This is a genomic window from Agrobacterium sp. ST15.13.015 (assembly GCF_027871645.1).
In the GTDB taxonomy this organism is placed as follows: Bacteria; Pseudomonadota; Alphaproteobacteria; order Rhizobiales; family Rhizobiaceae; genus Agrobacterium; species Agrobacterium leguminum.
This window is the reverse complement of the sequence record NZ_JAQAHF010000012.1, coordinates 40348-64682: the sequence shown is the minus strand read 5'-3', so window position 1 is coordinate 64682 and position 24335 is coordinate 40348. Positions and strand designations below refer to the sequence as shown.

General features: G+C 58.5%; 32 protein-coding genes. 29 read left to right on the top strand and 3 right to left on the bottom strand.

Annotated elements, in window-relative coordinates; translation table 11 throughout:
• Positions 1–100 precede the first annotated feature (100 nt).
• Entirely contained in the window at positions 101–4309 is a 4209-nt protein-coding gene (gene rpoC / locus PIB16_RS18785) for a DNA-directed RNA polymerase subunit beta' (protein ID WP_065655887.1), read from the top strand.
• Positions 4310–4454: 145 nt separating this feature from the next.
• Here the strand turns inward: rpoC and PIB16_RS18780 are convergent, their stop codons facing one another.
• The 3 genes from PIB16_RS18780 to PIB16_RS18770 form a co-directional block, all read right to left on the bottom strand.
• On the bottom strand, positions 4455–5540 hold the full coding sequence (locus PIB16_RS18780) for a helix-turn-helix transcriptional regulator (protein WP_271046159.1): 1086 nt from the start codon (positions 5538–5540) through the stop codon (positions 4455–4457).
• Positions 5541–5638: 98 nt separating this feature from the next.
• Positions 5639–5989, bottom strand: a complete 351-nt coding sequence (locus tag PIB16_RS18775) for a VOC family protein (RefSeq protein WP_080856523.1) — start codon at positions 5987–5989, stop codon at positions 5639–5641.
• A 10-nt stretch (positions 5990–5999) separates the two neighbouring features.
• Positions 6000–6293 carry a transcriptional regulator gene (locus PIB16_RS18770; protein WP_271046158.1) on the bottom strand — a complete coding sequence of 98 codons (294 nt, stop codon included), beginning with the start codon at positions 6291–6293 and terminating at the stop codon, positions 6000–6002.
• 526 nt (positions 6294–6819) lie between these two features.
• On the opposite strand from PIB16_RS18770, the gene rpsL reads away from it, so the two are divergent.
• The 28 genes from rpsL to rpsM all read left to right on the top strand — a co-directional run bounded on the left by rpsL (position 6820) and on the right by rpsM (position 24296).
• Positions 6820–7191, top strand: a complete 372-nt coding sequence (gene rpsL / locus PIB16_RS18765) for a 30S ribosomal protein S12 (protein ID WP_003507760.1) — start codon at positions 6820–6822, stop codon at positions 7189–7191.
• A gap of 78 nt (positions 7192–7269) precedes the next feature.
• Positions 7270–7740, top strand: coding sequence for a 30S ribosomal protein S7 (rpsG, locus tag PIB16_RS18760; protein WP_003507761.1), 471 nt, complete (start codon positions 7270–7272; stop codon positions 7738–7740).
• 34 nt (positions 7741–7774) lie between these two features.
• Entirely contained in the window at positions 7775–9874 is a 2100-nt protein-coding gene (fusA, locus tag PIB16_RS18755; protein ID WP_065655891.1) for an elongation factor G, read from the top strand.
• A gap of 65 nt (positions 9875–9939) precedes the next feature.
• On the top strand, positions 9940–11115 hold the full coding sequence (tuf, locus tag PIB16_RS18750; RefSeq protein ID WP_003525183.1) for an elongation factor Tu: 1176 nt from the start codon (positions 9940–9942) through the stop codon (positions 11113–11115).
• A gap of 311 nt (positions 11116–11426) precedes the next feature.
• Entirely contained in the window at positions 11427–11735 is a 309-nt protein-coding gene (gene rpsJ / locus PIB16_RS18745) for a 30S ribosomal protein S10 (RefSeq protein ID WP_003507767.1), read from the top strand.
• Between the two features lie 204 nt (positions 11736–11939).
• The gene (gene rplC / locus PIB16_RS18740; protein ID WP_003507769.1) at positions 11940–12581 is read left to right on the top strand and encodes a 50S ribosomal protein L3; all 642 of its coding nucleotides are present in this window, start codon (positions 11940–11942) and stop codon (positions 12579–12581) included.
• Between the two features lie 12 nt (positions 12582–12593).
• Positions 12594–13214 carry a 50S ribosomal protein L4 gene (rplD, locus tag PIB16_RS18735; protein WP_003495173.1) on the top strand — a complete coding sequence of 207 codons (621 nt, stop codon included), beginning with the start codon at positions 12594–12596 and terminating at the stop codon, positions 13212–13214.
• Positions 13211–13504, top strand: a complete 294-nt coding sequence (locus PIB16_RS18730; protein ID WP_003521003.1) for a 50S ribosomal protein L23 — start codon at positions 13211–13213, stop codon at positions 13502–13504. Before rplD ends, PIB16_RS18730 begins: the two co-directional genes overlap by 4 nt.
• A gap of 43 nt (positions 13505–13547) precedes the next feature.
• Entirely contained in the window at positions 13548–14384 is an 837-nt protein-coding gene (gene rplB / locus PIB16_RS18725; RefSeq protein WP_003521004.1) for a 50S ribosomal protein L2, read from the top strand.
• 15 nt (positions 14385–14399) lie between these two features.
• On the top strand, positions 14400–14678 hold the full coding sequence (gene rpsS / locus PIB16_RS18720; protein ID WP_003507772.1) for a 30S ribosomal protein S19: 279 nt from the start codon (positions 14400–14402) through the stop codon (positions 14676–14678).
• Between the two features lie 2 nt (positions 14679–14680).
• Positions 14681–15070 (top strand): 50S ribosomal protein L22, encoded by a 390-nt coding sequence (gene rplV, locus PIB16_RS18715; RefSeq protein ID WP_003521005.1) that lies wholly within the window; start codon positions 14681–14683, stop codon positions 15068–15070.
• Entirely contained in the window at positions 15070–15801 is a 732-nt protein-coding gene (gene rpsC, locus PIB16_RS18710; RefSeq protein ID WP_003495188.1) for a 30S ribosomal protein S3, read from the top strand. Before rplV ends, rpsC begins: the two co-directional genes overlap by 1 nt.
• Positions 15802–15839: 38 nt before the next feature.
• Positions 15840–16253: a 50S ribosomal protein L16 gene (gene rplP, locus PIB16_RS18705; protein ID WP_003495190.1), complete on the top strand. Its 414-nt coding sequence runs from the start codon at positions 15840–15842 to the stop codon at positions 16251–16253.
• A 12-nt stretch (positions 16254–16265) separates the two neighbouring features.
• Positions 16266–16466: a 50S ribosomal protein L29 gene (rpmC, locus tag PIB16_RS18700; protein WP_003495193.1), complete on the top strand. Its 201-nt coding sequence runs from the start codon at positions 16266–16268 to the stop codon at positions 16464–16466.
• Positions 16467–16477: 11 nt separating this feature from the next.
• Positions 16478–16714: a 30S ribosomal protein S17 gene (gene rpsQ / locus PIB16_RS18695; RefSeq protein WP_003495195.1), complete on the top strand. Its 237-nt coding sequence runs from the start codon at positions 16478–16480 to the stop codon at positions 16712–16714.
• A gap of 234 nt (positions 16715–16948) precedes the next feature.
• A complete protein-coding gene (gene rplN / locus PIB16_RS18690; protein ID WP_003495199.1) occupies positions 16949–17317 on the top strand; it encodes a 50S ribosomal protein L14 in 369 nt (122 codons plus the stop codon).
• 13 nt (positions 17318–17330) lie between these two features.
• Positions 17331–17639 (top strand): 50S ribosomal protein L24, encoded by a 309-nt coding sequence (gene rplX, locus PIB16_RS18685; protein WP_003521006.1) that lies wholly within the window; start codon positions 17331–17333, stop codon positions 17637–17639.
• The gene (gene rplE / locus PIB16_RS18680; RefSeq protein ID WP_003495201.1) at positions 17632–18186 is read left to right on the top strand and encodes a 50S ribosomal protein L5; all 555 of its coding nucleotides are present in this window, start codon (positions 17632–17634) and stop codon (positions 18184–18186) included. Before rplX ends, rplE begins: the two co-directional genes overlap by 8 nt.
• A gap of 33 nt (positions 18187–18219) precedes the next feature.
• Positions 18220–18525 (top strand): 30S ribosomal protein S14, encoded by a 306-nt coding sequence (rpsN, locus tag PIB16_RS18675; protein ID WP_003507785.1) that lies wholly within the window; start codon positions 18220–18222, stop codon positions 18523–18525.
• Between the two features lie 12 nt (positions 18526–18537).
• Positions 18538–18936, top strand: a complete 399-nt coding sequence (gene rpsH, locus PIB16_RS18670) for a 30S ribosomal protein S8 (protein WP_003521007.1) — start codon at positions 18538–18540, stop codon at positions 18934–18936.
• Positions 18937–18979: 43 nt separating this feature from the next.
• Positions 18980–19513 (top strand): 50S ribosomal protein L6, encoded by a 534-nt coding sequence (gene rplF / locus PIB16_RS18665; RefSeq protein WP_003495204.1) that lies wholly within the window; start codon positions 18980–18982, stop codon positions 19511–19513.
• A gap of 12 nt (positions 19514–19525) precedes the next feature.
• Complete coding sequence (rplR, locus tag PIB16_RS18660) at positions 19526–19888, top strand: 50S ribosomal protein L18 (protein ID WP_003521008.1); 363 nt, start codon at positions 19526–19528, stop codon at positions 19886–19888.
• A 197-nt stretch (positions 19889–20085) separates the two neighbouring features.
• Positions 20086–20655: a 30S ribosomal protein S5 gene (gene rpsE, locus PIB16_RS18655; protein WP_004442585.1), complete on the top strand. Its 570-nt coding sequence runs from the start codon at positions 20086–20088 to the stop codon at positions 20653–20655.
• 11 nt (positions 20656–20666) lie between these two features.
• The gene (rpmD, locus tag PIB16_RS18650; protein ID WP_020812287.1) at positions 20667–20873 is read left to right on the top strand and encodes a 50S ribosomal protein L30; all 207 of its coding nucleotides are present in this window, start codon (positions 20667–20669) and stop codon (positions 20871–20873) included.
• Positions 20874–20889: 16 nt separating this feature from the next.
• The gene (rplO, locus tag PIB16_RS18645; RefSeq protein WP_003521009.1) at positions 20890–21369 is read left to right on the top strand and encodes a 50S ribosomal protein L15; all 480 of its coding nucleotides are present in this window, start codon (positions 20890–20892) and stop codon (positions 21367–21369) included.
• A gap of 328 nt (positions 21370–21697) precedes the next feature.
• Complete coding sequence (secY, locus tag PIB16_RS18640) at positions 21698–23038, top strand: preprotein translocase subunit SecY (RefSeq protein ID WP_003521010.1); 1341 nt, start codon at positions 21698–21700, stop codon at positions 23036–23038.
• Positions 23035–23625, top strand: a complete 591-nt coding sequence (locus PIB16_RS18635) for an adenylate kinase (RefSeq protein WP_003521011.1) — start codon at positions 23035–23037, stop codon at positions 23623–23625. Before secY ends, PIB16_RS18635 begins: the two co-directional genes overlap by 4 nt.
• A 302-nt stretch (positions 23626–23927) precedes the next feature.
• A complete protein-coding gene (gene rpsM, locus PIB16_RS18630; RefSeq protein WP_035263425.1) occupies positions 23928–24296 on the top strand; it encodes a 30S ribosomal protein S13 in 369 nt (122 codons plus the stop codon).
• Positions 24297–24335: the final 39 nt, after the last annotated feature.

Sequence of the window (24335 nt, the reverse complement as noted above, 5' to 3'; positions counted from 1 at the left end):
TATGCGGTTAATCCGTATTTAGAGCTCTGGACGGTGACCCGGGAAGAAGCCGGTCCAGATGCAAACAGGGGCAGCAGCTAGCCTCTCAAGGAGACAAGGCATGAACCAAGAGGTCATGAATCTTTTCAATCCTCAGGTGCCTGCGCAGCATTTCGATTCCATCCGGATTTCGATCGCTTCGCCGGAAAAAATCCTGTCGTGGTCCTACGGCGAGATCAAGAAGCCGGAAACCATCAACTACCGTACGTTCAAGCCGGAACGCGACGGTCTCTTCTGCGCGCGCATCTTCGGACCGATCAAGGACTATGAGTGCCTGTGCGGCAAATACAAGCGCATGAAGTACAAGGGCATCATCTGCGAAAAGTGCGGCGTCGAAGTCACGCTGTCGCGCGTTCGCCGTGAGCGCATGGGCCATATCGAGCTCGCAGCGCCGGTTGCCCATATCTGGTTCCTGAAGTCGCTTCCCTCGCGTATCTCGACCCTGCTCGACATGACGCTGAAGGATGTCGAACGCGTTCTCTATTTCGAGAACTACATCGTCACCGAACCGGGCCTCACTTCGCTGAAGCAGAACCAGCTTCTGTCCGAAGAAGAGTACATGATCGCCGTCGACGAGTTCGGCGAAGACCAGTTCACCGCCATGATCGGCGCTGAAGCCATCTATGAGATGCTGGCTTCGATGAACCTAGAAAAGATCGCCGGCGACCTGCGCGTCGAGCTTGCTGAAACGACTTCTGATCTGAAGCAGAAGAAGCTGATGAAGCGCCTGAAGATCGTAGAGAACTTCATGGAAAGCGGCAATCGTCCGGAATGGATGATCATGAAGGTCGTTCCGGTCATTCCGCCGGACCTGCGCCCGCTGGTTCCGCTGGATGGCGGCCGTTTCGCGACGTCCGACCTCAACGATCTCTATCGCCGCGTCATCAACCGTAACAACCGTCTGAAGCGCCTGATCGAGCTTCGTGCGCCGGGTATCATCATCCGCAACGAAAAGCGCATGTTGCAGGAATCCGTCGATGCGCTGTTCGACAACGGCCGTCGCGGCCGTGTCATCACGGGTGCCAACAAGCGCCCGCTGAAGTCGCTCTCCGACATGCTCAAGGGCAAGCAGGGCCGCTTCCGCCAGAACCTTCTCGGCAAGCGCGTCGACTATTCCGGTCGTTCGGTTATTGTGACCGGTCCGGAGCTCAAGCTGCACCAGTGCGGCCTGCCGAAGAAGATGGCGCTCGAACTGTTCAAGCCGTTCATCTATGCCCGCCTCGACGCCAAGGGTTACTCCTCGACCGTCAAGCAGGCCAAGAAGCTGGTTGAAAAGGAAAAGCCGGAAGTCTGGGATATCCTCGACGAGGTCATCCGCGAGCATCCGGTTCTCCTGAACCGCGCACCGACGCTGCACCGTCTGGGTATCCAGGCTTTCGAACCCATGCTGGTCGAAGGCAAGGCCATCCAGCTGCACCCGCTCGTCTGCACGGCCTTCAACGCCGACTTCGACGGTGACCAGATGGCTGTTCACGTTCCGCTCTCGCTGGAAGCCCAGCTGGAAGCGCGCGTGCTGATGATGTCGACCAACAACATCCTGCATCCGGCAAACGGCCACCCGATCATCGTTCCTTCGCAGGACATGGTTCTCGGCCTGTATTACCTGTCGATCATGAACCAGAACGAGCCGGGCGAAGGCATGGCCTTCTCGGATATCGGTGAGCTGCATCACGCGCTTGAAAACAAGGTCGTGACGCTGCATGCCAAGATCCGCGGCCGCTTCAAGACCGTGGATGCCGATGGCAAGCCGGTTTCGAAGATTCATGAGACGACCCCCGGTCGTATGCTGATTGGCGAACTTCTGCCGAAGAACGTCAACGTGCCTTTCGACGTCTGCAACCAGGAAATGACCAAGAAGAACATCTCCAAGATGATCGACACGGTCTACCGTCATTGCGGCCAGAAAGACACGGTCATCTTCTGCGACCGCATCATGCAGCTCGGCTTTGCCCATGCCTGCCGCGCCGGCATTTCGTTCGGCAAGGACGACATGGTCATTCCGGACAGCAAGGTGAAGATCGTCGGCGACACCGAAGCTCTCGTGAAGGAATACGAACAGCAGTATAATGATGGTCTCATCACCCAGGGCGAAAAGTACAACAAGGTTGTCGACGCCTGGGGCAAGGCTACCGAAAAGGTCGCCGAAGAAATGATGGCACGCATCAAGGCTGTCGAGTTCGATCCGGAAACGGGCCGCCAGAAGCCGATGAACTCCATCTACATGATGTCGCATTCGGGTGCTCGTGGTTCTCCGAACCAGATGCGTCAGCTGGGCGGCATGCGCGGCCTGATGGCGAAGCCGTCGGGTGAAATCATCGAGACGCCGATCATCTCGAACTTCAAGGAAGGCCTGACCGTTAACGAGTACTTCAACTCGACCCACGGTGCCCGTAAGGGTCTCGCAGACACCGCCCTGAAGACGGCGAACTCGGGTTACCTGACCCGTCGTCTCGTCGACGTCGCGCAGGATTGCATCGTCAACTCCAAGGATTGCGGCACCGACAAGGGCCTCACCATGACCGCCATCGTCGATGCCGGTCAGGTCGTTGCCTCGCTCGGCGCACGTATCCTCGGCCGTACGGCTCTGGACGACATCGATCATCCGGTTTCCGGCGAAAACATCGTCAAGGCCGGCACGTTGATCGACGAAGCCGACGTGGCTGCCATCGAGAAGGCCGGTATCCAGTCCGTCCGCATCCGTTCGGCTCTGACCTGCGAAGTGCAGATCGGCGTCTGCGGCGTGTGCTACGGTCGTGACCTTGCACGCGGTACGCCTGTCAACATGGGCGAAGCCGTCGGCGTCATCGCCGCACAGTCCATCGGTGAACCGGGCACGCAGCTTACCATGCGTACCTTCCACCTTGGCGGTACGGCGAACGTGGTCGACCAGTCGTTCCTGGAAGCCTCTTACGAGGGCACGATTGCGATCAAGAACCGCAACATCCTGCGCAACTCCGAAGGCGCACTCATCGCGATGGGCCGTAACATGGCCGTCACCATTCTCGATGAGCGTGGCCAGGAGCGGTCTTCGCAGCGCGTTGCCTATGGTTCGAAGATCTTCGTTGACGACGGCGACAAGGTTAAGCGCGGTCAGCGTCTTGCAGAGTGGGACCCCTACACCCGTCCGATGATGACGGAAGTGGAAGGTACCGTTCACTTCGAGGACCTCGTCGACGGCCTCTCCGTTCTGGAAGCCACCGACGAATCCACCGGCATCACCAAGCGTCAGGTTATCGACTGGCGTTCGACGCCGCGCGGTTCGGACCTCAAGCCTGCGATCGTCATCAAGGACGCTTCCGGTGCGGTTGCGAAGCTTGCCCGTGGTGGCGAAGCCCGCTTCCAGCTCTCGGTCGACGCCATCCTGTCGGTCGAGCCGGGTGCGAAGGTCTCCCAGGGTGACGTGCTTGCACGTTCGCCGCTGGAAAGCGCCAAGACGAAGGACATCACCGGCGGTCTGCCGCGCGTTGCCGAACTGTTCGAAGCCCGTCGTCCGAAGGACCACGCCATCATCGCAGAGATCGATGGTACGATCCGTCTCGGCCGCGACTACAAGAACAAGCGTCGCGTGATGATCGAGCCTGCGGAAGACGGCGTCGAGCCGGTCGAATACCTGATCCCGAAGGGCAAGCCCTTCCACCTTCAGGAAGGCGACTATATCGAAAAGGGTGAATACATCCTCGACGGTAACCCGGCACCACACGACATTCTGGCGATCAAGGGCGTGGAGGCTCTGGCTTCCTACCTCGTGAACGAAATCCAGGAAGTCTACCGTCTGCAGGGCGTTGTGATCAACGACAAGCACATCGAGGTGATCGTTCGCCAGATGCTGCAGAAGGTTGAAATCACCGATGCCGGCGACAGCCAGTACATCGTTGGTGACAACGTCGATCGCATCGAGCTTGACGACAACAACGACCGCCTGATCGAAGAAGGCAAGAAGCCTGCCTATGGCGAGCCGGTTCTGCTCGGCATCACCAAGGCTTCGCTGCAGACGCCGTCCTTCATTTCGGCCGCATCCTTCCAGGAAACCACCAAGGTTCTCACGGAAGCTGCGATTGCCGGCAAGACGGACACGCTGCAGGGCCTCAAGGAAAACGTCATCGTCGGCCGCCTCATCCCGGCCGGTACCGGCGGCACCATGACGCAGATCCGCCGCATCGCCACCTCGCGCGACGACCTCATTCTCGAGGAACGCCGCAAGGGCACCGGTGCAGGTTCTGCGAACCAGATGCTGCAGGACATGACGGACCAGGCTCCGGCCGCCGAATAAGGCGGGAAGGGCAGGGGCTTTGCGAAGCCTCGCCAAAGTTCAGAACAAAACGCCCGGAGCAATCCGGGCGTTTTTTTGTTTGAGCGGAATTTGGAAGCTTCTTGCCCTTTGCCGGTCAACCCGGAAATCCATCCGTGCAAATGGGTTAGGCCTGTCCGCGGATGTTATAGCGAGTGAGAACGGAAAGCCGGCGAACGAGGTCGGCCTTGCCGGTGCTGCCGGTCTTCGCGTAGATAGACTTGGCGTTGCTGCGCACGGTTTCGTGCGAGACTTTCAGTTGCTTCGCCACCGCCGGAAGCGAAAGCCCCTTCATGATTTCCAGCGCTACCCGCGCTTCGCCCCTCGTCAGATCGTAGAGACCCTTGAGCAATGTGTTTGCGTCGGCAATTATGCCCGTCGGTTGCGATACGAGCGCGATGGCGTTACCGTTTGGTGAGAAATCCAGTGCGCTCTTGCGCAGCGGTATGAGGTGGAGAATGCAGGCGCCGTCTTCGCTGGCGGGAAGAGGGAAGGAACCGGCGTCTTGCCCAGAGAGTGCCTTGTAAAGCAGCCGGTTCACTCTCTCATCGGCAATGGCGATTCTGTCGCGCGTGCGGGCGGAGAAGCATTTCTGTAATGACAGGAACAGATCGTTGGCCGAAATGATGTGGCCGCTCGTCTGCAGCACTGCGGCCGGCGCGCCAATGGCGTTGAGACCAAGTGTCATCGCATCGGCCTTCTGACGCTGCAGCTGTGTTGCGAGGGTGAGGCTGCGGGCGATATGCGGCCTCAGTCCGCCGAGTGCTGCCATGGTCTCGGGCGTGATAGTGCCGGCGTCGAGCCTGCGTTCAAACAGCACTGTCATCTCCGGATGGCCGGGTGGAGCAACCTGTGTCGCCGCGCCGTATCCCAAACCGCGGGGCATAAGAAAGTCACGAACGATCGGCAGTTCGGCCCATTCCTCATGATTGAAGACGTCCAAATCCTGCGCGAAGGAGAATTGGCCTTCCCGGGCGATGCGGCTGAGGCGATCATTGCGGTGGTTCCAGCCGCCCGCCGCGAAGTCCTTCATCAGCTCCTGAAAGCTCGGCGTGTGAAGCCACACTTGGTCTTCTCCCTTGCCCCAGGTAATCGCGCCGCCCCAGAAATTGAGATGACGGCAGATAGCTACCAGAACCTGCATCCAGCGGTCGGGAAAAAGCGCCGCTTCATAGATGTCATCGATAATGTCTGCCGACGATATAGTATCCAACCCGCCACCGAAAATTTGCGTCGGAACTATTTTAAGCTGATGTCGGCTAGATATTCAATGTATAAAGAATTAATACTACTGTATTTAAAGTATATAATCTATGAGTGACTTAATATATTGATGAGTTTGCCGAAGGGGTCGCGCACGAACAGGCGTCGTACACCCCACGCCTCGACTACGGGGCCGTATTCGATCGGCAGCTCGGCCGTCAGGATTCGGGCGTGGACCTCGTCGAAATCATCGACCTCGATGGAGAGGTCGGGCACATCCGTGCCGGAGCCACCTTCGCGCGCAAAACTCACCTGAGCCCGCGCTTCGAGCGGGCTGGCATGGGTGACGATCCAGCCATGATCCATGGCGGCGGGCATGCCGAGAATGTCACCGTAGAACGCCTGAGCCCGCGCGGGTTCCGGCGTTGCTATATTGGCGACGACACGTCTGACCGCCATGGCTTGAACCTCAGGCGAAGCGGATGATGGCGACTTCGCCTTCGAGTGCGCCCTGATAGGCGGAGGCGTGCGGCTCTTCGTCCGGGATGTCGGTCAGCATGCCGATCTGGTCGAGATCGGCTTCGATGAAGCCTTCCTCGGAAAGCGCGTTCAGCGTTTCGCGTACGGCGGTATCGTCGTCCGGCGCCCGCAGGATGACGTGGATGTCGATGCCGTCGGAATTGTCGGTCTCATAGGCCTTGCCGATGACGATGAAGACCATCGGCTCGTCGCGTCCGTTGTCGTTGTCGGGGAGGGTGCTCATGACGCGGTTCCTTGATCTGTCGTTGCTGTGATGCGGGCCGAGGGAATCGGTCCCACCCATGGCGGAGCCGCTCCGACCCGCCATGGGGAATCAATAGACGGATTTTATGAAAAGCCAAAGCGCGGAGGTCAAAATCGCTGCCTTCTGCGCCGACTTATGTTAAAGCGGGTTGGAAATGGCCCGGACGTGGGCTTTGCGGCCATGGGTGGCGGCGCAAAATGTGGATTCACCCTTGACGAAAGCTGGCTAAAACAGTAGTACGCCCGCCATCGGAGCCTCTGTGGGTGCTGGCCGTTCGGTAACCTTTTTCCCGAACATCATCTCAAACGGGTCTCCATTGCACGTAGAAGACACGAATGTTGCACGCAAGACGCCTCATCCGGTGTCCTCTGCTCTTGGTGGTCCATCCGTGAAAACGGATCGGGCCACGTTTTGCGCATGAGGATATATGCGTGCATCGTCGCCGGCAACGGCATAGCCGCCACCCGTGAGGGTGGCTAAAGTAGTTTTTGCAAGGGATGGTTATATGCCTACCGTAAACCAGCTGATCCGCAAGCCTCGCCAGGCACAGGTAAAGCGCAACAAGGTTCCTGCTCTTCAGGAAAACCCGCAGAAGCGTGGTGTTTGCACCCGCGTTTACACGACGACCCCGAAGAAGCCGAACTCGGCTCTGCGTAAGGTTGCCAAGATCCGCCTCACCAACGGCTTCGAAGTCATCGGCTACATTCCGGGCGAAGGTCACAACCTTCAGGAACACTCCGTGGTCATGATCCGCGGCGGCCGCGTAAAGGACTTGCCGGGTGTGCGTTACCACATCATCCGCGGTGTTCTCGATACCCAGGGCGTCAAGAACCGCAAGCAGCGCCGCTCCAAGTACGGTGCGAAGCGTCCGAAGTAATTCGGGTTTAAACAAATTCCGGCGCTGCGCGAGGTTCTCCGCGTGGTTTAGCGTCAATAACATTGAGAGACAAAGAATATGTCCCGTCGCCATAGTGCAGAAAAGCGTGAGATCAACCCGGACCCGAAGTTCGGCGATCTGGTCGTCACCAAGTTCATGAACGCCATCATGCTTCACGGCAAGAAGTCGGTCGCAGAAAGCATCGTTTACGGCGCGTTCGACGTCGTTCAGGGCAAGACGAAGCAGGAGCCGCTCGGCGTGTTCCACTCCGCCCTCGACAACGTTGCTCCGCACGTTGAAGTACGTTCGCGCCGCGTTGGTGGTGCCACGTATCAGGTTCCCGTCGACGTTCGCCCCGAGCGCCGTCAGGCCCTCGCTATCCGCTGGCTGATCACGGCTGCCCGCAAGCGCAACGAAACGACCATGGTCGATCGCCTTTCCGGCGAACTCATGGACGCTGCGAACAACCGCGGTTCCGCTGTCAAGAAGCGCGAAGACACGCACAAGATGGCCGACGCCAACCGCGCATTCTCGCATTACCGCTGGTAATCTTAACCGGTCGCATATCGAAAGGCAGTCCATTATGGCTCGCGAATATAAAATCGAAGACTACCGCAATTTCGGTATCATGGCGCATATCGACGCCGGCAAGACGACGACCACCGAGCGTATCCTTTATTACACCGGTAAGTCGCACAAGATCGGCGAAGTTCACGATGGCGCTGCCACGATGGACTGGATGGAGCAGGAGCAGGAGCGTGGTATCACCATCACCTCCGCTGCCACCACGACCTTCTGGAAGGGTCGCGACGGCAAGATGCGCCGCTTCAACATCATCGACACCCCCGGCCACGTTGACTTCACCATTGAAGTCGAGCGTTCGCTGCGCGTTCTCGACGGCGCCATCGCGCTGCTCGACGCCAACGCCGGTGTTGAGCCGCAGACGGAAACCGTCTGGCGCCAGGCTGAGAAGTATCATGTTCCGCGCATGATCTTCTGCAACAAGATGGACAAGACCGGTGCTGACTTCTACCGCTCGGTAGAAATGATCAAGACCCGTCTCGGCGCCATCGCCGTTGTCATGCAGCTGCCGATCGGCGCTGAGGCCGAGTTCAAGGGCGTTATCGACCTGATCGAGATGAACGCACTCATCTGGCGCGACGAATCGCTCGGCGCTCAGTGGGACGTCGTCGAAATCCCGGAAGACATGAAGGCCAAGGCTGACGAATATCGCGAAAAGCTGATCGAGACCGTTGTCGAGATCGACGAAGAAGCGATGGAAGACTACCTGAACGGCATCATGCCCGACAACGACAAGATCCGTGCGCTCGTTCGCCGCGGCACCATCGACGTGAAGTTCCACCCGATGTTCTGCGGTACCGCGTTCAAGAACAAGGGCGTTCAGCCGCTTCTCGACGCCGTTGTCGACTACCTGCCTTCTCCGCTGGACATTCCGGCGATCAAGGGTATCGACTTCAAGACCGAAGCCGAAATCGAGCGTCATGCCGACGACAGCGAGCCGCTTTCCATGCTCGCGTTCAAGATCATGAACGACCCCTTCGTCGGTTCGCTGACCTTCGCACGCATCTACTCGGGCAAGCTCGAAAAGGGTACGTCCGTCATCAACACGGTCAAGGACAAGCGCGAGCGCGTCGGCCGTATGCTGCAGATGCACTCCAACAGCCGTGAAGACATCGAAGAAGCCTTTGCCGGCGACATCGTTGCTCTGGCCGGCCTCAAGGAAACCACCACTGGCGATACGCTCTGCGATCCGCTGAAGCCGGTTATCCTCGAGCGCATGGAATTCCCCGAGCCGGTCATCCAGATCGCGATCGAGCCGAAGACCAAGGGCGACCAGGAAAAGATGGGCCTCGCGCTCAACCGTCTGGCTGCTGAAGATCCTTCGTTCCGCGTCAAGACGGATGAAGAATCCGGTCAGACGATCATCGCGGGCATGGGCGAACTTCACCTCGACATTCTCGTTGACCGTATGCGTCGCGAATTCAAGGTTGAAGCAACCGTTGGCGCTCCGCAGGTTGCCTACCGCGAAACCATCACGCGTCAGCACGAAGAAGACTACACGCACAAGAAGCAGTCCGGTGGTACCGGTCAGTTCGCTCGCGTGAAGATCATCTTCGAACCGAACCCCGAAGGCGAAGACTTCAAGTTCGAGTCGAAGATCGTCGGCGGTGCAGTTCCGAAGGAATACATCCCGGGCGTTCAGAAGGGTATCGAAAGCGTTCTGTCTTCCGGTCCGCTGGCTGGCTTCCCGATGCTCGGCGTCAAGGCGACGCTGGTCGATGGTGCATTCCACGATGTTGACTCGTCGGTTCTCGCCTTCGAAATCGCATCGCGTGCCTGCTTCCGTGAAGCAGCCAAGAAGGCTGGCGCACAGCTTCTCGAGCCGATGATGAAGGTCGAAGTCGTAACGCCGGAAGACTATGTCGGTGACGTTATCGGCGACCTGAACTCCCGTCGTGGTCAGATCCAGGGCCAGGAAAGCCGTGGTATCGCGGTCGTCATCAACGCGCATGTTCCGCTCGCGAACATGTTCAAGTACGTCGACAACCTGCGCTCCATGTCGCAGGGCCGTGCACAGTACTCGATGACGTTCGACCACTATTCGCCGGTTCCGTCGAACGTGGCGCAGGAAATCCAGGCTAAGTACTCCGGTCAGAAGTGATCGGGGTACGCCCCACCGAATTTTGAAGATTATTCCCGTCAAGGGACAAGAATGGAGAGCCACTAATGGCAAAGAGCAAGTTTGAGCGCAATAAGCCGCACGTCAACATTGGCACGATCGGTCACGTTGACCATGGCAAGACGTCGCTGACGGCAGCGATCACGAAGTTCTTCGGCGAATTCAAGGCGTATGACCAGATCGACGCCGCGCCTGAAGAAAAGGCCCGTGGTATCACGATTTCGACGGCGCACGTTGAATACGAAACGCCTGCCCGTCACTACGCGCACGTCGACTGCCCCGGCCACGCCGACTACGTGAAGAACATGATCACCGGTGCTGCCCAGATGGACGGCGCGATCCTGGTTTGCTCGGCCGCTGACGGCCCGATGCCGCAGACCCGCGAGCACATCCTGCTTGCCCGTCAGGTTGGCGTTCCGGCGATCGTCGTGTTCCTCAACAAGGTCGACCAGGTTGACGACGCCGAGCTTCTCGAGCTCGTTGAGCTTGAAGTTCGCGAACTTCTGTCGTCCTACGACTTCCCGGGCGACGATATCCCGATCATCAAGGGTTCGGCCCTTGCTGCTCTTGAAGATTCTGACAAGAAGATCGGCGAAGACGCGATCCGCGAGCTGATGGCTGCGGTTGACGCCTACATCCCGACGCCTGAGCGTCCGATCGACCAGCCGTTCCTGATGCCGATCGAAGACGTGTTCTCGATCTCCGGCCGTGGTACGGTTGTGACGGGTCGCGTTGAGCGCGGTATCGTCAAGGTTGGCGAAGAAGTCGAAATCGTCGGCATTCGTCCGACCTCGAAGACGACGGTTACCGGCGTTGAAATGTTCCGCAAGCTGCTCGACCAGGGCCAGGCCGGCGACAACATCGGTGCACTGGTTCGCGGTGTTAACCGTGACGGCGTCGAGCGTGGTCAGATCCTGTGCAAGCCGGGTTCTGTCAAGCCGCACAAGAAGTTCAAGGCTGAAGCCTACATCCTGACGAAGGAAGAAGGCGGCCGTCATACGCCGTTCTTCACGAACTACCGTCCGCAGTTCTACTTCCGCACGACGGACGTAACGGGCATCGTTACGCTTCCGGAAGGCACGGAAATGGTTATGCCTGGCGACAACGTGACCGTTGACGTCGAGCTGATCGTTCCGATCGCGATGGAAGAAAAGCTGCGCTTCGCTATCCGCGAAGGCGGCCGTACCGTCGGCGCAGGCATCGTCGCTTCGATCGTCGAGTAATTTCGACCTTTGAAATTCTGACTGGCGGCGGTGTGAACAACACCGCCGCCGGACTTTTGGTAAAAAGCCTGGCGGCGTTGCATTTTTAGTGCTTGAAAAATTCGGTGAAAGCGCGTAAACGCGCACTCACACTCACCGCTGGATTCGCAAGCGATTGCGAAACGCGGTGTTTTAGCAATACAGACAATTGAAATGATTGGGATGCGACAGCGCATTTCTCTCGATTTTTGAAAATCTGCGGCGCCACGATCAATAGAAGTTCATGTGTTTCCGCGTGCGGAAACGAATAACAAAGAACAAGGACAAGACGAATGAACGGCCAGAATATCCGTATCCGCCTCAAGGCGTTCGATCACCGGATCCTCGATGCCTCTACCCGTGAAATCGTGTCGACCGCAAAGCGCACCGGCGCCAGCGTTCGCGGCCCGGTTCCGCTCCCCACCCGCATCGAAAAGTTTACCGTCAACCGCTCTCCTCACGTTGATAAGAAGAGCCGTGAACAGTTCGAAATGCGGACGCACAAGCGTCTTCTCGATATCGTTGACCCCACCCCGCAGACTGTCGATGCTCTGATGAAGCTCGACCTCGCTGCTGGCGTTGACGTGGAAATCAAGCTCTAAGACCCGGCCCGATCCATTCAAGGTGAGGGCTGAAGTAACAAGGCCGGACTTCACCTTTGGGTGAGGGCCAATAACAAGGAAGGTACGTGGAGCAATCCAACGACTTCCAAACCGGAGACCGGAAACATCGTGAGATGTCGAAGGGCACTCCTTAACAAAGGCCAGAGAGGGTTTTCCCTTCAAGGCTCGCAAGAGGATGAACCAATGCGTTCAGGTGTGATTGCACAGAAAGTGGGTATGACACGCGTCTATAACGACGCAGGTGAACATATCCCCGTAACAGTATTGCGACTGGATAACGTACAAGTCGTTGCCCAGCGCACGGAAGACAAGAATGGCTATACCGCAGTTCAGCTCGGTGCCGGCCAGTCCAAGGTCAAGAACACGACGAAGGCGCTTCGCGGTCACTTTGCCGCTGCCAATGTCGAACCGAAAGCCAAGCTCGTCGAGTTCCGGGTTTCCCCCGAGAACCTGATCGACATCGGTGCAACACTGACCGCAAATCATTTTCAGTCCGGCCAGCTGGTCGACGTCACTGGAACCACGATCGGTAAAGGTTTTGCCGGTGCTATGAAGCGTCACAACTTCGGTGGTGGCCGCGCTTCGCACGGTAACTCCGTATCGCACCGTGCACACGGTTCGACCGGTAACAACCAGGATCCGGGCCGCGTCTGGAAGGGCAAGCGCATGGCTGGTCATATGGGCCAGACGCGCGTTACGACCCAGAACCTCGAAGTCGTTTCGACCGATGAAGACCGTGGCCTCATCCTCGTGAAGGGTGCAGTTCCCGGCTCGAAGGGTTCCTGGATCATCGTCCGCGACGCCGTCAAGTCGGCTGCGAAGTAAGGGAGCCTTATCATGGAATTGAACGTCAAGACCCTCGAGGGAAAAGACGCCGGCAAGGTTTCTCTGTCGGATGAGATCTTCGGCCTCGACCCCCGCCAGGACATCCTGGCCCGCATGGTTCGCTGGCAGCTTGCAAAGAAGCAGCAGGGAACCCACAAGTCCAAGAACCGGTCGGAAGTTTCCCGCACCGGCGCGAAGATGTACAAGCAGAAGGGTACGGGCCGCGCTCGTCACCATTCGGCTCGCGCACCGCAGTTCCGCGGCGGCGGCAAGGCCCACGGCCCGGTCGTTCGCAGCCATGCACACGATCTTCCGAAGAAGGTTCGTGCGCTCGCTCTGCGTCACGCCCTGTCTGCAAAGCTGAAGGCTGAAGAACTGATCATCGTCGATCAGCTCGTCGCGTCCGAAGCAAAGACCAAGGCTCTGCTGGGCAGCTTCGCTTCGCTTGGCCTGACCAACGCTCTCGTTATCGGCGGCGCCGAACTTGATGGCAACTTCAAGCTCGCTGCTCAGAACATCCCGAACGTGGACGTTCTGCCGGTTCAGGGCATCAATGTTTACGACATCCTGCGTCGTGGCAAGCTGGTGCTTTCCAAGGCTGCTGTAGAGGCTCTGGAGGAGCGGTTCAAATGACGGATCTTCGCCACTACGATGTGATCGTATCTCCTTCGATCACGGAAAAGTCGACGCTGGTATCCGAACAGAACCAGGTCGTATTCAACGTCGCCAAGAATGCTTCCAAGCCTGAGATCAAGGCTGCCGTGGAAGCTCTCTTCGGCGTCAAAGTCACGGCTGTGAACACGCTTATCCGCAAGGGTAAGACCCGTCGTTTCCGTGGATTCGCCGGTAAGCTGAAGGACGTCAAGAAAGCCGTCGTCACGCTCGCCGAAGGTCAATCCATCGACGTGTCCACCGGACTCTAAAGGTTAGGCCCAAGCGGGCAAAGACCCAAAAGGGAACAAGAAAATGGCATTGAAAAGTTTCAATCCGACCACGCCGAGCCAGCGCCAGCTGGTTATCGTGGACCGCGCTTCGCTCTACAAGGGCAAGCCGGTAAAGGCTCTCACCCAGGGCCTCAGCTCCAAGGGTGGCCGTAACAACCAGGGCCGGATCACCGTCCGTTTCCAGGGTGGCGGTCACAAGCGGACCTACCGTCTGGTTGACTTCAAGCGTCGCAAGTTCGACGTAGAAGGCACCGTTGAGCGTCTGGAATACGACCCCAACCGCACCGCGTTCATCGCGCTGGTTACGTATACCGACGGCGAACAGGCTTACATTCTCGCGCCACAGCGTCTCGCTGCCGGTGACAAGGTGATCGCCTCCGACAAGGCAGTGGACGTGAAGCCCGGCAACACCATGCCGCTTCAGTACATTCCGGTCGGTTCGATCATCCACAACGTCGAGATGAAGCCGGGCAAGGGCGGTCAGATCGCTCGCTCCGCCGGTACGTATGTCCAGCTCGTCGGCCGCGATGCCGGCATGGCCATCCTGCGTCTCAACTCGGGCGAACAGCGTCTGGTGCATGGCTCGTGCCTTGCATCGATCGGTGCCGTTTCGAACTCGGACCACGCCAACATCAACGACGGCAAGGCCGGTCGTTCCCGTTGGCGCGGCAAGCGTCCGCACGTTCGCGGCGTCGTCATGAACCCGGTCGACCACCCGCACGGTGGTGGTGAAGGTCGCACGTCGGGTGGTCGCCACCCGGTTACTCCGTGGGGCAAGCCCACGAAGGGCAAGCGCACCCGTTCGAACAAGTCGACCGACAAGTTCATCATGCGCTCGCGCCATCAGCGTAAGAAGTAAGAGAGGTAGTCACTAATGGCTCGTTCAGTATGGAAAGGTCCGTTTGTTGACGGCTATCTTCTCACCAAGGCTGAGAAGGTGCGCGAGAGCGGACGTAACGAAGTAATCAAGATCTGGAGCCGTCGCTCCACGATCCTGCCGCAGTTCGTTGGTCTGACCTTCGGCGTCTACAACGGCAGCAAGCATGTGCCCGTCTCCGTCAACGAAGACATGGTCGGACACAAGTTCGGTGAATTCTCTCCGACCCGTACCTATTACGGTCACGGCGCGGACAAGAAGGCAAAGAGGAAGTAATCATGGCGAAGGCTAAGACCGAACGCCGGCTGAAGGACAACGAGGCTCAGGCCGTTGCCCGTACGCTCCGCGTCAGCCCCCAGAAACTGAACCTGGTTGCCGCTCTTATCCGTGGCAAGAAGGTTGATCGCGCTCTCGCCGAGCTCGAATTCTCCCGCAAGCGCATTGCAGGCACCGTCAAGAAGACGCTGGAATCTGCAATTGCCAATGCGGAAAACAACCACGACCTCGACGTCGACGCTCTCGTCGTCGCCGAGGCCTATGTTGGCAAGTCCATCACCATGAAGCGTTTCCACGCTCGTGGCCGTGGTCGTGCTTCCCGCATCGAAAAGCCGTTCGCTCACCTCACGATCGTTGTTCGTGAAGTCGAGGAAAAAGGGGAGGCCGCATAATGGGTCAGAAAATCAATCCGATCGGCTTCCGCCTCGGCATCAACCGTACCTGGGATAGCCGCTGGTACGCTGACACCGCAGAATACGGCAAGCTGCTGCATGAAGACCTGAAGATCCGGGCTTACCTGATCAAGGAACTCAAGCAGGCCGGTATCGCAAAGGTCGTCATCGAGCGTCCGCACAAGAAGTGCCGCGTTACGATCCACTCGGCTCGTCCGGGTCTGATCATCGGCAAGAAGGGTGCGGACATCGAGAAGCTTCGCAAGAAGCTTTCCGAGATGACCAACTCCGAAACGCACCTCAACATCGTTGAAGTGCGCAAGCCGGAAATCGACGCGACGCTGGTTGCCCAGTCGATCGCTCAGCAGCTCGAGCGCCGCGTGGCTTTCCGCCGTGCGATGAAGCGTGCTGTTCAGTCCGCAATGCGTCTTGGCGCCGAAGGCATCAAGATCACCTGCGGCGGCCGTCTCGGCGGTGCAGAAATCGCTCGTACCGAATGGTACCGCGAAGGTCGCGTTCCGCTCCACACGCTGCGTGCGGACATCGACTACGGCACGGCTGAAGCTGAAACCGCATTCGGCATTTGCGGCATCAAGGTCTGGATCTTCAAGGGCGAAATCCTTGAGCACGATCCGATGGCTTCTGAGCGTCGCGGTCTCGAAGGCGACGCACAGGGCCCTGCAAGCCGTGAGCGTGGCGATCGTCCCGATCGTCGTCGCGAAAACGCTTGATTGACGCTGGCGAAAGATAAGCTCGGAGAAGTAAGAAAATGTTGCAGCCAAAGCGTACTAAGTACCGTAAGCAGTTCAAGGGACGCATCAAGGGCGTCGCCAAGGGCGGCTTTGACCTGGCATTCGGTGAATTCGGCTTGAAGTCGCAGGAACCGAACCGCGTGAATGCACGCGAGATCGAAGCGGCCCGCCGCGCGATCACGCGTTACATGAAGCGCGCAGGTCGCGTGTGGATCCGCGTATTCCCCGACGTTCCGGTCACGGCAAAGCCGACCGAAGTTCGTATGGGTAAGGGCAAGGGTTCGGTCGATTACTGGGCATGCAAGGTCAAGCCCGGTCGTATGATGTTCGAGATCGACGGTGTGTCCGAGGAGATCGCCCGTGAGGCGCTTCGTCTCGGCGCTGCCAAGCTCTCGGTCAAGACGCGCTTCGTACAGCGCATCGCAGAGTAAGGAGCAAGGCACATGAAAGCCGATGAAGTTCGCGGCCTCAGCGCCGACCAGCTCAAGGACAAGCTCGCCGATCTGAAGAAGGAGCAGTTCAACCTGCGCTTCCAGAAGGCAACTGGTCAGCTGGAGAAGTCCTCGCGCATCAACGAAGTCCGCAAGGATATCGCCCGCGTTAAAACCATTGCCCGCCAGAAGGCGGCAGAAGCCAAGGCCTAAGGAAGAATAATATGCCGAAACGCATTCTGCAGGGCGTCGTTGTGTCCGACAAGAACGAGAAGACTGTCGTAGTCCGGGTTGAGCGCCGATTCGCTCACCCGCTGCTTCAGAAGACCGTTCGTCGTTCGAAGAAGTACAAGGCACACGACGAAAACAATCAGTATAAGGTCGGCGATGTCGTTTCCATCGAGGAATGCGCACCGATCTCCAAGGACAAGCGCTGGACGGTCGTTTCCGCCCAGGCTTAATTTCATCAGAATCGCGCCAGGTGTCTTGCACTTGGCGCGAATTCCTGTATGAAGCACCGCAAGGACGCTCGTGAATCGAGCGTCTTTTGCTTTGATGCGCACGGAAGGTCCTTCGGGAAACCACCCTGTCACGACATTTCCGCGCAAAAAAAGAGATATTCATAAGCTGGGGCAGGGGGCTTACTCGGGAGAGTTTGCCCAACCGTTCCGGTAACAACAAGAAGGCGACCTGACATGATTCAGATGCAAACAAACCTCGACGTGGCGGATAATTCCGGCGCACGTCGTGTCATGTGCATCAAGGTGCTGGGCGGCTCGAAGCGCAAATATGCTTCTGTTGGCGACATTATTGTCGTTTCCATCAAGGAAGCTATTCCGCGCGGCCGCGTCAAGAAGGGCGACGTGATGAAGGCGGTTGTCGTGCGCACCGCCAAGGACATCCGCCGCGCTGACGGCAGCGTCATCCGTTTCGATAACAACGCAGCCGTTCTTATCGACAACAAGAAAGAGCCCATCGGCACCCGTATCTTCGGACCGGTTCCGCGCGAACTTCGCGCCAAGAACCACATGAAGATCATCTCGCTGGCTCCGGAAGTACTGTAAGGAGCGACAAGCGATGCAGAAGATTCGTAAAGGCGACAAGGTTGTCGTATTGACCGGTAAGGACAAGGGCCGTACCGGCGAAGTAATCCAGGTTTTGCCGAAAGAAGACCGGGCCGTTGTGCGTGGCGTTAACATGGTGAAGCGTCACCAGCGCCAGACCCAGGCCCAGGAAGCCGGCATCATCAACAAGGAAGCATCCTTGCACATCTCCAACATCGCCATCGTCGACAAGGATGGCAAGCCGACCCGCGTTGGCTTCTCGGTTGTGGATGGCAAGAAGGTCCGCGTGGCCAAGCGTTCGGGAGAAGTGATCGATGGCTGATAAGTACGAGCCGCGTCTCAAGACGGAATACGTTTCCCGTATCCGTGGCGCCATGCAGGAGAAGTTCTCCTACGCAAACGTCATGATGATCCCGAAGCTTGAAAAGATCGTGATCAACATGGGCGTTGGCGAAGCGACTGCCGACTCCAAGAAGCCCACCATCGCTGCCGGTGACCTGGCTGCGATTGCCGGCCAGAAGCCGGTCGTTACCCGCGCTCGCAACTCGATCGCTGGTTTCAAGGTTCGCGAAGGCATGCCGATCGGTGCGAAGGTTACCCTTCGTGGCGCCCGCATGTACGAATTCCTTGATCGTCTGGTCAACATCGCGCTGCCGCGCGTTCGCGACTTCCGGGGCCTGAACCCGAAGAGCTTTGACGGCCGTGGCAACTTCGCCATGGGCATCAAGGAACACATTGTGTTCCCTGAGATCAACTACGATAAGGTTGATCAGATGTGGGGCATGGACATCATCGTTTGCACGACGGCGACGTCGGACGACGAAGCTCGGGCTCTGCTGACAGAGTTCAACTTCCCGTTCCGTCACTAACCGTAACGACGAGCGTAGAAAAGGAACTCCGATATGGCGAAAACAAGCGCAGTTGAAAAGAACAAGCGCCGCCGCAAGTCGGTCGCCCAGCAGGCCGCCAAGCGCGCCGCACTGAAGGCGATCGTGATGAACCAGTCCCTTCCGATCGAAGACCGGTTCAAGGCCACTCTGAAGCTCGCTTCGCTGCCGCGTGACGGCTCGAAGACGCGTATCCGCAACCGCTGCGAAGTAACGGGCCGTCCGCGCGCGTTCTATCGCAAGCTCAAGATGTCGCGTATCGCGCTTCGTGAGCTGGGCAATTCCGGCAAGGTGCCGGGCATTGTCAAGTCGAGCTGGTAAGGAGACGGGCACATGACCATGACTGATCCTTTGGGTGATATGCTCACCCGCATCCGCAATGGTGCTGCTCGCCGCAAGTCTTCGGTAAGCACGCCGGCTTCCAGCCTCCGCGCACGCGTTCTCGACGTGCTGCAGGCTGAAGGCTACATTCGCGGTTATTCCAAGGTCGATTTCGAAAACGGCAAGTCCGAATTCACGATCGAGCTGAAGTACTACGAAGGCGCGTCCGTGATCCGTGAGATCGGCCGCGTTTCCAAGCCGGGCCGCCGGGTTTATGTCTCGGTAAAGTCCATTCCGCAGGTCGCGAACGGCCTCGGCATCACCATCCTTTCGACCCCGAAGGGCGTGATGGCCGATCACCAGGCTCGCGAACAGAACGTTGGTGGCGAGGTTCTTTGCTCGGTCTTCTAAGACCCGAGCAAGGATCTCCATAACGAACAGACAGGATTGAATAATGTCTCGTATCGGTAAAAAGCCCGTTCCGGTTCCAGCAGGTGTGACGGCCAATGTCGACGGCCAGAAGGTTACTGCTAAGGGCCCGAAGGGTGAACTGTTTTTCGTCGCTAACGACGACATTCAGCTGAAGCTCGAAGATAACGGCGTTTCCGTAACGCCGGCTAACGGCACCAAGGAAGCTCGTTCGAAGTGGGGCATGTCCCGCACGATGATCGAGAACATCTTCAAGGGTGTTAAGGACGGCTATGAGCGCAAGCTCGAAATCAACGGCGTCGGTTACCGTGCCGCCATGCAGGGCAAGAACCTGCAGCTGGCTCTCGGCTTCTCCCACGACGTTGTTTACGAGCCTCCGGTCGGCATCACCATTGCCGTTCCGAAGCCCACGGAAATCATCGTTTCCGGCATCAACAAGCAGCAGGTTGGCCAGGTAGCCGCGGAAATCCGCGAATACCGCGGTCCCGAGCCCTACAAGGGCAAGGGCGTGAAGTACGCTGAAGAGCGTATTGTCCGCAAAGAAGGCAAGAAGAAGTAAGGATCACGCGAAATGGCTAGCAGGAAAGAAGCACTTGCACGTCGCGCGAGCCGTGTGCGCCGCCAGATCAAGGCGGTTGCCAACGGCCGCCCGCGCCTGTCGGTTCATCGCTCGTCGAAGAACATCTACGCCCAGATCATCGATGACGTTGCTGGCAAGACGCTTGCGTCTGCCTCCACGCTCGAAGCCGATCTGCGCGGCTCGCTCAAGACCGGCGCCGACGTTGCAGCAGCAACTGTTGTCGGCAAGCTGGTTGCCGAGCGTGGCGTCAAGGCTGGCGTCAAGGATGTCGTATTCGACCGTGGCGCGTTCATCTACCACGGCCGCATCAAGGCTCTGGCAGACGCTGCCCGCGAAGGCGGCCTGAACTTCTGAGTGCATGACCCTTTCGATTTTTTGAGATCGAAAGAAAGGATCATGCACCAACAAAGATGCTGTAGCGCTTTTCGCGCTGCAGTTTCCGCCCGGACAACGATCCGGGCGGAATTTCACCGGACCATGCGGATCTCTTCATCGGGGCCGCTGGTCTTTTCGTTTGCCGTTCCACCCGCAAAAGAAAAAGGACAAGGACAATGGCACAGGATAAAAGAGGTTCCCGCGAAGAGCGTCAGAACCGCGAAGAGCGCGATAGCGAATTCGTCGACAAGCTGGTCGCGATCAACCGCGTTGCAAAGGTTGTTAAGGGTGGCCGTCGCTTCGGCTTCGCCGCTCTCGTCGTCGTTGGCGACCAGAAGGGCCGCGTCGGCTTCGGTCACGGCAAGGCTCGTGAAGTTCCGGAAGCGATCCGCAAGGCAACCGAAAGCGCAAAGCGCGATCTGATCTTCGTTCCGCTGCGCGATGGCCGCACGCTGCACCACGACGTCAATGGCCGTCACGGCGCAGGCAAGGTTCTGCTGCGTTCGGCCAAGGCCGGTACCGGTATCATCGCCGGTGGTCCGATGCGCGCCGTTTTCGAAACGCTCGGCGTTCATGACGTTGTTGCCAAGTCGACCGGTTCTTCGAACCCGTACAACATGGTTCGCGCTACGTTCGACGCTCTGAAGCATCAGGTTCATCCGAAGGACATCGCTGCACAGCGCGGTCTGAAGTATGCGACCCTTCAGGCTCGTCGTGCCGCTTCCGGCAACGCTTCTGAAGAATAAGGAGCTGGATCATGGCCAAGAAGACTACTGAAGCCAAGAAGACTGTTACGGTCGAACAGATCGGCAGCCCCATTCGCCGCCCGGCAATCCAGCGCCAGACGCTGATCGGCCTGGGTCTCAACAAGATGCATCGTCAGCGCACCCTGGAAGACACTCCGGCGGTTCGCGGCATGATCCGTGCGGTCCAGCATCTCGTTCGCGTCGTTGACGAGAAGTGAGACGGAGTAACCTATCATGAAACTCAATGAAATCAGAGACAACGAAGGCGCCTCCAAGGATCGTATCCGCGTAGGTCGCGGTATCGGTTCCGGCAAGGGCAAGACCGGTGGTCGCGGTGTGAAGGGCCAGAAGGCTCGTTCGGGCGTCGCCATCAACGGTTTCGAAGGCGGTCAGATGCCAATCTACCGTCGTCTGCCGAAGCGCGGTTTCAACAACATCTTCGCTTCCGAATATGTTGTCGTATCGCTCGGCCGCATTCAGACCGCCATCGACGCCAAGAAGCTTGACGCTTCCGCAACGATCGATGCCGCTGCTCTCAAGGCTGCCGGCGTTATCCGCCGCGCCAAGGACGGCGTACGCATTCTCGCCGACGGCGAGCTGAAGGCCAAGGTCGCTTTCGAAGTTGCCGGCGCTTCCAAGCCCGCAATTGAAAAGATCGAAAAGGCTGGCGGTTCGATCAAGCTTCTCGCAGTTGCAGCAGAAGCCGCCGAGTAATATATAGACTTCAGACGCCCGGGGCTCGTCGCTCCGGGCGTTTGCGCTCCCTGGCCTATGGTGCTTTCGATCTAAATCGATTTATAGAGCATCAGGGCAATCTCTTCGCGGTGTGCTTCCACGGCCCCGCTTGCGGCAGAAAGTGCTGCAGGGAGAGCCTCACAGTTCTTGAACTTCCGTAGGGGAGGGGATAGGACATAAAAAACAGGGTGAGGCATGATGGCGGCTCAGAGCCGCATTTGTCCGAAGCCCGGTTTTGACCAGTATCTTTTAGACCTTTCCGCATCGGCCGGTTGCGCTGGCTGGCAAGGGTCATTCGGAGAAATTTATGGCTTCAGCAGCGGAACAACTGGCTTCGAACCTGAATTTTTCGACCTTCGCTAAGGCGGAGGATCTGAAAAAGCGTCTCTGGTTTACTCTTGCCGCACTTCTCGTCTACCGTCTCGGCACCCACATTCCGCTTCCGGGCCTGAACCCCGAAGCCTATGCGCAGGCCTTTCGTGGCCAGGCCAACGGTATTCTCGGTCTTTTCAACATGTTTGCGGGTGGCGCCGTCGAGCGCATGGCGATCTTCGCGCTCGGCATCATGCCTTACATCTCCGCTTCGATCATCGTGCAGCTCATGACCTCGGTCGTGCCCTCGCTCGAAGCGTTGAAGAAGGAAGGCGAAGCCGGCCGCAAGATCATCAACCAGTATACGCGCTACGGCACGGTGCTGCTCGGCACGCTGCAGGCCTATGGCATTGCGGTCGGCCTCGAAAGCGGCAACGGCCTCGTGGTTGATCCGGGCTGGTTCTTCCGCATTTCCACCGTCATCACGCTGCTCGGCGGCACGATGTTCCTGATGTGGCTCGGCGAACAGATCACCTCGCGCGGCATCGGCAACGGTATTTCGCTGATCATCTTCGCGGGCATTGCCGCAGGCCTGCCCAAGGCGCTGGCCGGCACGCTGGAACTCGGCCGTACCGGTGCGCTTTCCACCCCGCTCATCCTGACGGTCGTTGTGGTCGCCATCGGCGTCATCGCGCTCATCGTCTTCGTGGAACGCGCGCAGCGCCGCCTGTTGATCCAATATCCGAAGCGACAGGTCGGCAATCGCATGTTCCAGGGCGATACCTCGCATCTGCCGCTGAAGCTCAACACGGCCGGCGTCATTCCCGCGATCTTCGCATCGTCGCTGCTGCTGCTGCCGGCAACGGCCGCTGGTTTTGCCGGAAACACCAACCTGCCGGGCTGGGCAACCTCAATCATCGCGTCGCTGCAGCACGGACAGCCGCTGTTCATGGCGCTCTATGGCCTGCTGATCGCGTTCTTCGCATTTTTCTATACGGCGATCGTCTTCAATCCGAAGGACACCGCAGATAACCTCAAGAAGCATGGTGGCTTCATTCCGGGCATCCGTCCGGGCGAGCGCACCGCGGAGTACATCGATTACGTCCTGACCCGCATCACCGTGGTCGGCGCGATTTATCTTGTCTTCGTCTGTATCCTTCCTGAGACACTTATCGCACGCACGGGCATTCCATTAGCCCTTGGTGGTACTTCGCTTTTGATCGTTGTCAGTGTAACTCTGGATACGGTTGCGCAAATTCAGGGCCACCTGATCGCGCAGCAGTATGAAGGGCTGATCAAGAAGTCGAAGTTGCGTGGAGGAAAGAGGGGACGATGAGACTGATATTTTTGGGTCCGCCGGGTGCGGGCAAGGGAACCCAGGCCAAGCGGCTGACGGACAAGTACGGGATCCCGCAGCTTTCCACCGGTGACATGCTTCGCGCTGCGGTCAGCGCGGGCACCGAAATCGGCAAACGCGCCAAGGCCGTCATGGACGCCGGCGGGCTTGTTTCCGACGATATCGTCAATCAGATCGTTTCCGAACGCATCGAAGCACCGGACTGTGCCAAGGGCTTTATTCTCGACGGCTATCCGCGCACGGTTCCGCAGGCCAAGGCGCTTGCCGAGAACATGCGCAAGAAGAATCTGGTCCTCGATGCCGTCATCGAACTCAAGGTGGACGAAGAGGCGTTGATTCGCCGAATCGAAAACCGCGTGGCTGAAACCATTGCCGCCGGCGGTACGGTTCGCTCGGATGACAATCCGGAAGCGTTCCGCAAGCGCCTGACGGAATATCGCGAGAAGACCGCGCCGCTGTCCGCCTATTACAGCGAACAGGGCGAGCTCGTGACGCTGGATGGCATGGCTGACGTCGATGCCGTCACCGAGGCTATCGAACGCGTTCTCGAGAAAGCCTCCGCCTGATCGACGGAGCGGATGGGCGAGGCTGTTGCGCTCTTGCCCATATCTCGCCTCCGCATGGCGGCAGATCCTTTGGATCGTAAAAGAATCTTGGCGGAGCCGGTTGCTTTTTTGCGCTGATTCCGTTAAACACCGCGCCAACTCGCGACATCCCAAGCGACTGGCGCGGATTTCCCTAAGGGAAGGGAGATCCGGGTTCGGTCGTTTTGACTTGTCACGGACACCAATTTGAACTGGCGGTCTTCTCGGCCGCTCGAATGGAATCACCACTTGCCGGATGGCAACTGGAACCAAGGAGAAGAGACGTGGCACGTATCGCTGGCGTCAACATCCCGACCGCGAAGCGCGTTGTTATTGCGCTGACCTACATTCACGGGATCGGTCCGAAATTCGCGCAGGAAATCATGGACAAGGTCGGTCTTCCGGCTGAGAAGCGCGTTCATCAGCTGACGGATGCTGAAGTTCTTCAGATCCGCGAAGCTATCGACCGCGACTACCAGGTCGAAGGCGACCTGCGTCGTGAGACCTCGATGAACATCAAGCGTCTGATGGACCTCGGTTGCTACCGCGGCCTGCGTCACCGTCGTGGCCTTCCGGTCCGCGGTCAGCGCACGCACACCAACGCCCGCACCCGCAAGGGTCCGGCGAAGGCTATCGCTGGTAAGAAGAAGTAATTTTCCGGTTCTCCGGAAAGGGGAGGCTGGTGCAGTCCG